Source organism: Streptomyces sp. NPDC056222 (assembly GCF_042264065.1).
Lineage (GTDB): Bacteria > Actinomycetota > Actinomycetes > Streptomycetales > Streptomycetaceae > Streptomyces.
Genome location: NZ_JBHJTL010000168.1, coordinates 1 through 7922 on the forward strand (window position 1 = coordinate 1; position 7922 = coordinate 7922).

General features: G+C 70.0%; 7 protein-coding genes. 4 read left to right on the forward strand and 3 right to left on the reverse strand.

The annotated features are described in order from the left end of the window. Nucleotides 1-51: 51 nt before the first annotated feature. Both ACFC0D_RS37510 and ACFC0D_RS37515 read right to left on the reverse strand, forming a co-directional pair. Entirely contained in the window at nt 52-1482 is a 1431-nt protein-coding gene (locus ACFC0D_RS37510; protein WP_376446350.1) for a hypothetical protein, read from the reverse strand. An 86-nt stretch (nt 1483-1568) separates the two neighbouring features. Further along, nucleotides 1569-1775: a hypothetical protein gene (locus tag ACFC0D_RS37515; protein WP_329121435.1), complete on the reverse strand. Its 207-nt coding sequence runs from the start codon at nt 1773-1775 to the stop codon at nt 1569-1571. A 132-nt stretch (nt 1776-1907) separates the two neighbouring features. Here ACFC0D_RS37515 and ACFC0D_RS37520 point away from each other — a divergent pair, with 132 nt between their 5' ends. Continuing rightward, the gene (locus ACFC0D_RS37520; RefSeq protein ID WP_376446353.1) at nt 1908-2882 is read left to right on the forward strand and encodes a carbohydrate kinase family protein; all 975 of its coding nucleotides are present in this window, start codon (nt 1908-1910) and stop codon (nt 2880-2882) included. Between the two features lie 81 nt (nt 2883-2963). Here ACFC0D_RS37520 and ACFC0D_RS37525 read toward each other — a convergent pair whose 3' ends face one another. Continuing rightward, a complete protein-coding gene (locus ACFC0D_RS37525) occupies nt 2964-4346 on the reverse strand; it encodes a cysteine desulfurase/sulfurtransferase TusA family protein (protein WP_376446356.1) in 1383 nt (460 codons plus the stop codon). A gap of 285 nt (nt 4347-4631) precedes the next feature. Between ACFC0D_RS37525 and coxB the strand changes: the two genes are divergently transcribed. Genes coxB through ACFC0D_RS37540 form a run of 3 tightly spaced genes read left to right on the forward strand, consistent with a single transcriptional unit; the run spans nt 4632 to nt 7755 of the window. Beyond that, the gene (gene coxB / locus ACFC0D_RS37530) at nt 4632-5627 is read left to right on the forward strand and encodes a cytochrome c oxidase subunit II (protein WP_376446359.1); all 996 of its coding nucleotides are present in this window, start codon (nt 4632-4634) and stop codon (nt 5625-5627) included. Further along, nucleotides 5624-7360, forward strand: a complete 1737-nt coding sequence (gene ctaD / locus ACFC0D_RS37535) for a cytochrome c oxidase subunit I (RefSeq protein WP_376446361.1) — start codon at nt 5624-5626, stop codon at nt 7358-7360. Before coxB ends, ctaD begins: the two co-directional genes overlap by 4 nt. Then, nucleotides 7357-7755 carry a cytochrome c oxidase subunit 4 gene (locus ACFC0D_RS37540; RefSeq protein ID WP_376446364.1) on the forward strand — a complete coding sequence of 133 codons (399 nt, stop codon included), beginning with the start codon at nt 7357-7359 and terminating at the stop codon, nt 7753-7755. Before ctaD ends, ACFC0D_RS37540 begins: the two co-directional genes overlap by 4 nt. The last annotated feature ends 167 nt before the right edge of the window (nt 7756-7922 follow it).

A 7922-nucleotide genomic window follows, 5' to 3' on the forward strand; every position in this document is an offset into this window, starting at 1 on the left:
GCCCCGGACTTCCGGGGCGGCCGCCTTCGTACGTGTGGCGCCGTGTGCGTCTCACATGCGCGGTACGGGCTCCCCGCTCGCGTCCACGACCGCTCGGCCGCCCAGAGGCTGCTCCAGGGTCACCGTGCGGGTGACCTCCACCGCGATGGCGATGCATGCCCGTCCCGGGTCGATCGGCCGCTCGGTCACCCGTACGGCGACCTTGTCGGCCCGCTCCTCGGCCGCCGCGGTGTACTCGCTGCACACCCCGCCCCAGAAGGTCACCGACAGCTTCGTGCCGGTGCCGTCGACCCGGTACGACGTGAGCTGCCGCTCGGGCACCGTTCCCTCGCCCGGATGCTGCGTCGGGGGCGGCGTCGGACTGGGCTTCGCCGGGGGCGCCAGATGCTCCGGAGCCACCGCCGTGCGTACGACCGTGTACGGCTTCGCGCCGGGCTCCGCCTCCACCGTGAACAGCCACGACGGCACGAGCGCCCGCTCGCCGTCCACGAACTGCGACGCGAGGCCGAAGACCGCGCCCGTGACCGCCAGCTCCTTCGGCTTCGCGTCCGGCTTGCAGGTCGTCGCCGGAGTGTCCGCGCCGCCCTCCATGCCGGCCGGCGGATCCGTCGCACAGCCGCCGATACCGATCGAGCCCGGCCCGGAGGACGCCTTGTTCAGCTCCTCCAGCGCCTTCTCCGCCCCGATCACCGGATAGCTGTCGCCCTTCACCGGGTCCTTCAACTGCCCGCTGCCCGAGACCAGTTCACCGCCGGGACCGACATGGATCCCGGTCGACCAGCCATATGTCGGCAGCCCGCCCACGACCGGATCGGCGTTGACCACGCGTACCGAGCCCATCAGCTGGGAGGTGTCCAGCTTGGCGTCCTCCTGGCCGATCGCCTTCAGTACGGGAGTGGCCGCCGCCCTCGCCGCCGCCTCGCTCACCGGCCCACCGCTCGGGGGCTTCGCCTCGCCCGGCGGCGGGCATGCCTTGCCCTTCAGACAGGTGTCGCCGACCGGGCCCCCGTCGTACCGCGAGAAGGTCCAGCTGCCCGGGGCCTCGGCGGCCACGTCGAGCCGCAGCCCGGAGCCGTCCTTCTCCGGCGCGATCTTCCAGACCCCGCCCTCGAGGCGCGGCGCGCCCGCGATGCCCAGTGCCTGCGCCAGCCGGGTCACCTCCGCCGAGGTGACCCGGCCGTCCGGCCGGTGGACCGCGGCCGAGGAGGGCCCTTGGGGCAGGTCGCCCTTGGCCTTGTAGACGGCGCCACCGCCGTTGGGGTCGGGCTCACCCGGTGCGATACCGGGCCCGCCGTCGTCGCCGCTCCTGCCGTCGAGCTTCAGCGGCGGGGGAGCGGCCGCCCCGGCGGGCCGGGTGGCATCGCCGTCGGTCGCCGTAGCGGCGAGATACACCCCGCCGCCTCCGACGAGCAGGACGCTCGCCGCCACCGAGGCGACGAGCATCGGCCGGTGCCGCATCCGCCGGTTCTCCGTACCGCTCACCACATCGCTCCTTCGTCCCTGACCCGGAAGGCATCTCCCCGGGAGACATCAGTGGGACGGAATGGGCGAGCGGGTGGTTCCGTCCCTCAGTCGCCGTATTCCGAGGTGGCGTCGATCAGCCGCGCCGAGGCGGGTGGGACGACGACGCCGTGGATGAGCGCGGGGGAGACGGGGGCGGGGGCGTCAGCTGCGGGAACCACCCAGTGGGGGGCCATGCGGGCACTGTCGCCGCGCAGCTGGGCCAGGCTGAACTCGGACTCCTGATGCTCACGAGGAGCGGGGTACGTGGACATACGCGCACCGTACGCACGCCATGACTCCGGGGAAAAGACCTACTCTGGGGTAGTTTCCACTGTTCGGCAGCGCGCCTCCCACCCGGTAGCGTGAACTGTCAACCCCTTTCCGTCCCGCAGGAGCGCCCAGCCGTGCGTATCGCAGTCACCGGCTCCATCGCCACCGACCACCTCATGACCTTCCCCGGCCGGTTCGCAGACCAGCTCGTAGCGGACCAGCTCCACACGGTCTCCCTCTCCTTCCTCGTCGACAATCTCGACATCAGAAGGGGAGGCGTCGGCCCGAACATCTGCTTCGGCATGGGCCAGCTCGGCGGCAACCCGATCCTGGTGGGGGCCGCGGGCTACGACTTCGACGAGTACCGCGCCTGGCTCGACCGCCACGGCGTGGACACCGGATCGGTGCGGATCTCCGAGGTCCTGCACACCGCCCGGTTCGTCTGCACCACGGACAAGGACCACAACCAGATCGGCTCCTTCTACACCGGCGCGATGAGCGAGGCCCGGCAGATCGAGCTGAAGTCGGTCGCCGACCGCGTCGGCGGCCTCGACCTGGTCCTGATCGGCGCCGACGACCCCGAGGCGATGCTGCGCCACACCGAGGAGTGCAAGACGCGCGGGATCGCCTTCGCCGCGGACTTCTCGCAGCAGATCGCGCGGATGGGCGGCGACGAGATCCGCACCCTCCTCGACGGTGCGACCTACCTCTTCTCCAACGAGTACGAGAAGGGCCTCATCGAGTCCAAGACGGGCTGGAGCGACGCGGAGATCCTGGACCGGGTCGGCCACCGGGTCACCACCCTCGGCTCGCGCGGTGTCCGCATCGAGCGCGCGGGCGAGCCGGCCATCGAGGTCGGCTGCGCGGAGGAGGACGCCAAGGTCGACCCGACGGGCGTCGGCGACGCGTTCCGCGCGGGCTTCCTGACCGGTCTGTCCTGGGGCGTCAGCCTGGAGCGCGCGGCCCAGGTCGGCTGCATGCTCGCGACGCTGGTGATCGAGACCCTGGGCACCCAGGAGTACACGCTGCGCCGCGCGAACTTCATGGAGCGCTTCACCAAGGCGTACGGCGACGAGGCCGCGGCCGAGGTCCAGGCGCACCTGGCCTGACGCCGAGCGCTCTCGGTCCCGCACCCCCGGGGCCCGGACGGCTCACGCCGCCCGGGCCCCGGGGGCAGGGGTGGCGGAGTTCTACGCCACCCGCCGCACCACGTAGGCCGTGCCGCCCTTCGGGGACGCCTCCTCGCCCACGTACTCCTGGCCACGCATCTCGCACCACGCCGGGATGTCCAGACGGGCCGCCTCGTCGTCGGCGAGCACCGTGACCGTCCCGCCGACGGGGACGTCGTCGATCACCTTCGCCAGTTCGATGACCGGGATCGGGCAGCGCTTGCCCAGCGCGTCCACCACGAGCGAGCCCGCGGACCCCGCGCTGGTCACCGCCTCCGGGGCGCCCAGCCGCTCCCGTACCCCCGCGACCACGCCCGGCAGCACCTCCAGGAAGCGGTCCACGTCCGCCTCCGGTGTCCCGATCGGCAGCGACACCCGGACGTTGCCCTCGCTCAGCACCCCCATCGCGCGCAGTACATGGCTGGGCGTCAGCGTCGAGCTGGTGCACGACGAACCGGACGAAACGGAGAAACCTTCCCGGTCCAGCTCGTGCAACAAGGTCTCCCCGTCGACATAGAGACAGGAGAAGGTGACGAGATGGGGGAGTCGGCGCACCGGGTCACCCACCACCTCCACATCGGGCACGAGCGCCGGCACCCGCGCGCGGATCCGGTCCACCAGACCCCGCAGCCGTGTCGCCTCGGCCGCCGCCTCCGCCCGCACCGCCCGAAGCGACGCCGCGGCGGCCACGATCGCCGGCAGGTTCTCGAAACCGGCCGCCCGCCCCGACTCCCGTTCGTCCGCGGGCCCTTGGGGCGCGAACCGCACCCCCTTCCGTACCGCGAGCAGCCCGACCCCCGACGGTCCGCCCCATTTGTGCGCACTCGCGGCGAGCAGCGACCAGCCGCCCTCCACCGGTCCCCACCCCAGCGACTGCGCCGCGTCGACGAGCAGCGGCACCCCCGCCTCCCGGCACGCCTCCGCGACTTCGGCCACCGGCTGCGCCGTCCCCACCTCGTGGTTGGCGGACTGCAGACACGCCAGGGCCGTCCCCTCCGTCAGAGCCGCGGCGAACGCCGAGGGGTCGACCGCGCCGGACCGGTCCACCGGGACCTCCGTCAGCGACCCGCCCGCCGCCGCGTGCGCCTCGCCCGCGTGCAGGACGGAGGAGTGTTCGACCGCCGACACCACGAGCCGCGTTCCGACACGCCGACGCCCCGCGAGGGCGCCGGAAATTCCGGAGTGAACCGCGCGCGTCCCCGAAGGAGTGAACACCAACTCGTCGGGGCGGCAGCCGACCGCCTCCGCCGCGGCCTCCCGCGCCGCGTCCAGGAGCAGCCGGGCCCGGCGCCCCTCGCGGTAGAGCCGGGCCGGGTCGGCCCAGCCCTCGTCCAGGGAGGCGAGCAGCGCCTGGCGGGCGACGGGGTGCAGTGGGGCGGAGGAGGCGGCGTCGAAGTAGGGCACCGGACAAAGCTAGCCTCCCGTCCCCCAAGGCCCCGTCAGATGCCCGGCCCGCACCGCCGATCGCGCGTCCGGGACCCCTCGGAGACCCTCCGCGGAATGGTCCCGTCCATCCCTTCGGGGAGTCGGACGGCGCGTTGGGCACCCTCCCCGCGCGACCCCAAATAGCGTCCAGTAGGGTTTGGTCCGCATAAACATCCAAACCCCTGCCCGCGGCCGGGGCGGCGACCGACCAGCGAGACGGCCGTAGCCGACCAGCGCGGGCCGAGACTCTCGGGAAGGCGCTACGTGAGTCCCAACGGCTCCGACCTCCCCCGCAGCCAAGGCGCGGGTGGTACCCCCACGTCTCGGCGCCCGATGCGGCGGAAGCTGCCGCAGGTGCTGACTGCGGGCCTGATCCTGGCGACAGCCACTGGCTGCTCGTACAACTGGGAAAACTTCCCTCGCCTTGGTATGCCCACCCCCGTCACGGAAGAGGCTCCCATGATCCTCTCCCTCTGGCAGGGCTCGTGGGCGGCTGCGCTCGTCACGGGCGTGCTGGTGTGGGGGCTGATCCTGTGGTCCGTCATCTTCCACCGGCGCAGCCGCACCAAGGTCGAAGTACCGCCGCAGACGCGGTACAACATGCCCATCGAGGCGCTGTACACGGTCACTCCGCTCATCATCGTGTCGGTGCTCTTCTACTTCACCGCGCGCGACGAGTCGAAGCTCCTGTCGCTCGCCGACAAGCCGGCCCACACCATCAACGTGGTCGGCTACCAGTGGAGCTGGGGCTTCAACTACATCGAGAACGTGCCGGGTGTGACGGGTGACGCGCAGACGGCCCCGAACCTCCTCGCCATTCCGGACAAGTACCGGGAGGACTTCCCGGCGAACGCCGGCGGTGTCTACGAGGCCGGCATCCCCGGTGACCGGAACCCGCAGACCGGCAACCCGGGCCCGACCCTGGTGCTGCCCGAGGGTGAGAAGGTCCGGTTCGTCCTGACCTCCCGTGACGTCATCCACTCCTTCTGGGTGGTCCCCTTCCTGTTCAAGCAGGACGTCATCCCGGGTCACACCAATGTCTTCGAGGTGACTCCGAACCGGGAGGGCACCTTCATGGGCAAGTGTGCCGAGCTCTGCGGTGTCGACCACTCCCGGATGCTCTTCAACGTCAAGGTGGTCTCTCCGGAGCGCTACCAGCAGTACCTGAAGGAACTGGCGGAGAAGGGGCAGACCGGCTACATCCCGTCTGGAATCGAGCAGACGGACCCGGCCAGGAATGCGGAGAAGAACCAACTGTGAGCATCCTCAACGAACCCCAGGGTGCGGCCGCGGCTGAGGACTCGTACGAGAACGAGCTCCCGGTTCGGCGCAAGCAGCCCGGCAACGTCGTGGTGAAGTGGCTGACGACCACCGACCACAAGACGATCGGCACGCTGTACCTCGTCACGTCGTTCGTCTTCTTCTGCATCGGCGGTCTGATGGCGCTCTTCATGCGCGCCGAGCTGGCCCGTCCGGGCACGCAGATCATGTCGAACGAGCAGTTCAACCAGGCGTTCACGATGCACGGCACGATCATGCTGCTGATGTTCGCGACGCCGCTGTTCGCCGGATTCGCGAACTGGATCATGCCGCTGCAGATCGGCGCGCCCGACGTGGCGTTCCCGCGGCTGAACATGTTCGCGTACTGGCTGTACCTCTTCGGCTCGATCATCGCGGTGGCCGGCTTCCTCACCCCGCAGGGTGCGGCCGACTTCGGCTGGTTCGCCTACTCCCCGCTGTCGGACGCCGTCCGCTCGCCGGGCGTCGGCGCCGACATGTGGATCATGGGTCTGGCCTTCTCCGGCTTCGGCACGATCCTCGGCTCGGTCAACTTCATCACCACGATCATCTGCATGCGCGCTCCGGGCATGACGATGTTCCGCATGCCGATCTTCACCTGGAACGTGCTGCTGACCGGTGTCCTGGTCCTGCTCGCCTTCCCGGTGCTGGCCGCCGCGCTCTTCGCGCTGGAGGCCGACCGCAAGTTCGGCTCGCACATCTTCGACGCGTCCAACGGTGGCGCGCTGCTGTGGCAGCACCTCTTCTGGTTCTTCGGACACCCCGAGGTGTACATCATCGCGCTGCCGTTCTTCGGCATCGTCTCCGAGGTCATCCCGGTCTTCAGCCGCAAGCCGATGTTCGGCTACATCGGTCTGATCGCCGCGACGATCGCGATCGCCGGTCTCTCCGTGACCGTGTGGGCCCACCACATGTACGTCACCGGAGGCGTCCTCCTACCGTTCTTCTCCTTCATGACGTTCCTCATCGCCGTACCGACAGGCGTGAAGTTCTTCAACTGGATCGGAACGATGTGGAAGGGCTCGTTGTCCTTCGAGACACCGATGCTCTGGACGATCGGCTTCCTGGTCACCTTCACCTTCGGTGGTCTGACCGGCGTCATCCTGGCCTCGCCGCCGATGGACTTCCACGTCTCCGACTCGTACTTCGTCGTCGCGCACTTCCACTACGTCGTCTTCGGCACCGTGGTCTTCGCGATGTTCGCCGGCTTCCACTTCTGGTGGCCGAAGTTCACGGGCAAGATGCTGGACGAGCGGCTCGGCAAGATCACGTTCTGGACGCTGTTCATCGGCTTCCACGGCACGTTCCTGGTGCAGCACTGGCTGGGTGCCGAGGGTATGCCGCGTCGTTACGCGGACTACCTCGACGCCGACGGCTTCACCGCGCTGAACACGATCTCGACGATCTCCTCGTTCCTGCTCGGACTGTCGATCCTGCCCTTCCTCTACAACGTGTGGAAGACCGCCAAGTACGGCAAGAAGATCGAGGTCGACGACCCGTGGGGCTACGGCCGCTCGCTCGAGTGGGCGACGTCCTGCCCGCCGCCGCGGCACAACTTCCTCACCCTGCCGCGGATCCGTTCCGAATCCCCGGCGTTCGACCTGCACCACCCTGAGATCGCGGCGGTCGACCAGCTCGAGAACAAGCCGCACGAGGCCGTGGCCCTCACGGGTGGCAAGGAGGCCGGCAAGTGAAGTTCCAGGGCAGGTTGTTCATCTGGCTGAGCATCTTCGTGCTCGCCATGGCCATCCTCTACGGCGTGTGGTCGAAGGAGCCGGTCGGTACGACGGCGCTGTTCCTGGCCTTCGGTCTCTGCATCATGGTCGGCTACTACCTGGCCTTCACGGCCCGGCGTGTCGACGAGATGGCCATGGACAACAAGGAGGCCGACGTCGCGGACGAGGCCGGCGAGGTGGGCTTCTTCGCCCCCCACAGCTGGCAGCCGCTGTCGCTGGCCATAGGAGGTGCGCTCGCCTTCCTCGCCGTCGCGATGGGCTGGTGGATCCTGTACTTCTCGGCTCCGCTGATCCTGGTCGGTCTGTTCGGCTGGGTGTTCGAGTTCTACCGCGGTGAGAACCAGAACCAGTAGCGGAAGCAGCACCCCGTAACACCCCGAGGGGGGGGGGGGCCGGCGGGCCCCCCCGGGGGCGGGCCCCCCGGGGGGGGCCGGCGCCCCCCGGGGGGGCGGGGGGGGCCCCCCCCACGGCCGAGGGTTTCTACCGCGTGCGGAACGGCATGGCGCCCGTCATCGCCCGT